The organism is Endozoicomonas sp. SESOKO4 (assembly GCF_024606275.1).
This window is the reverse complement of the sequence record NZ_JAHHPS010000554.1, coordinates 1-1,731: the sequence shown is the minus strand read 5'-3', so window position 1 is coordinate 1,731 and position 1,731 is coordinate 1. Positions and strand designations below refer to the sequence as shown.

The following is a 1,731-nucleotide window of genomic DNA, read 5'->3' as shown; positions in this document are numbered from 1 at the left end:
GTTCTGCAGTTCGCAGCTGTAACTGAAATTGACCCGTTCCATCTGTATATGGCCCTGAAGTGCCGCTATGGGTGGTTTATCCAGACTTTGCTGTGGCTCCTGGCGTGTTCAGAACATCACCCAGGCGGGCAATGGATATCCGGAATTGCTGAAACTCCTGCCAGAGCTGGGAAAGTCTCAGGATAGGCTGGGCTACCTGGCCTGAAAGCATGTTGAAGGCAATCAGCTCACCAATAGTCAGACTGCCGCTGATGACCTCTTTGGCGCCAATCCACAACAGTGCTACGGTGACAATTTTGTTAATCAGCTCTACCAGGTGGCTGCCCACCGTGCCCAACACACTGCTGTTGAAACTGGCTTTGGCATAGCTCGACAGATAACGCTCCCAGCGGGACTGCATTCTTGGCTCAACAGCGGTTGACTTCAGGGTTTCCATGCCGGTAACTGCTTCCGTCAGGAAGGCCTGGTTAATGGCACTGCGCTCAAACCGTTCTTTGGCGCGGTTGTGCAGGCCGGGGCTGATCAGTACGGAAAGCAGAATGTAAAATGGGATGGAAGCCAGTACGACCCAGGTGAGCGTCGACGAATAGAAGTACATGGCGATAAACAAAACAATGGTGAAAAAAAGATCCAGCACCAGAGTCATGGCATTGTTGGTAAGAAACTCCCGAATGTTTTCCAGCTCCCGAACCCGAGCCACCACCTGACCCACAGGCCGGGCACTGAAATAGGCAATAGGTATTTTTAACAAGTGTTCGAACAGGCGGCTGCCAAGTTCCACATCCACGCGGCAACTGGTGTGGGAAAACAGATACATCCTCAACGTTCCCAGGGTCACTTCAAATAACGACATGACCAGCAGAGCGATGGCAATAACATTCAGGGTGGAGATGGCCTGATGCACCAGCACGGTATCCATAACCACCTGAAAACAGATTGGGGTAATCAGGGCGAACAGTTGCAGGAAAAACGAGGCAAGAACCACTTCGCCCAATACCCGGCGGTATTTGATCACCACCGGAATAAACCAGCTGATGCCAAAGCGTTTCATGGTGTGACTCAAATCAAACCGTCTGGTCATCCAGAGAGCGCTGCCATCCCAGTTTTTCCAGAGTTCATCCAGTTTCAGAATACACGGCTGCTGACCATAAAGTTGTACCATGACAGTCTGTTTCTCCGGATCGAAACTGGCAATGATAAAAAACTGCTGATCTTTTCCCTGGGCAATGAAGGGGAGAGGGGCTTTATGAAGGTTGTTTTTAACTGTAACCTTCCGGGCTTTCATGCCAAGGCGCCGGGATACCCTGACCAGTTCCCGTAAGTCGATACTGACATCTTTACCGGATAGCTCATGAATCAGCGAGCTGATGTCGACATTCTTTTCGTGGAATTTCAGCAGGAGAGCAAGTGCGGCAGCTGCTGATTTGATGTTGGATTCATACATCGCTCTACTGTGCGTCCCCCGTCGTATGATATTTCTTCGTTTAAAGTATTATTCCCACATCTGGCTTTCGCTCAGATTATTGTGGAGAGATTGTTGCGAAGCGGTAAGTTTAGATCATCCATAACCCGTTACAGCTCTTTCTTGATCGATGCAAGTTCCGGCAGTGGTTCCTGAAGGGGCTCGCAAGAAGTATGGTTTTGGGTAAGCGTCCGGAAGCCCAACCATCCGGCTCATATTCACATTGGAAGAAGATGAAATTTGACATGTCCTATCAGGTGGCCCTATAT

Annotated in this window: 1 protein-coding gene; it reads right to left on the bottom strand. The window is 50.0% G+C overall.

The genetic code is table 11. The features are described from left to right. Window positions 1-76 precede the first annotated feature (76 nt). Window positions 77-1,444, bottom strand: coding sequence for an ABC transporter transmembrane domain-containing protein (locus KDK16_RS10710; protein ID WP_257276085.1), 1,368 nt, complete (start codon window positions 1,442-1,444; stop codon window positions 77-79). Between the last annotated feature and the right edge of the window lie 287 nt (window positions 1,445-1,731).

Bases quoted from the DNA above. Each gene is read 5' to 3' on its own strand.
- KDK16_RS10710 (WP_257276085.1), bottom strand. From the start codon at position 1,444: ATGTATGAATCCAACATCAAATCAGCAGCTGCCGCACTTGCTCTCCTG.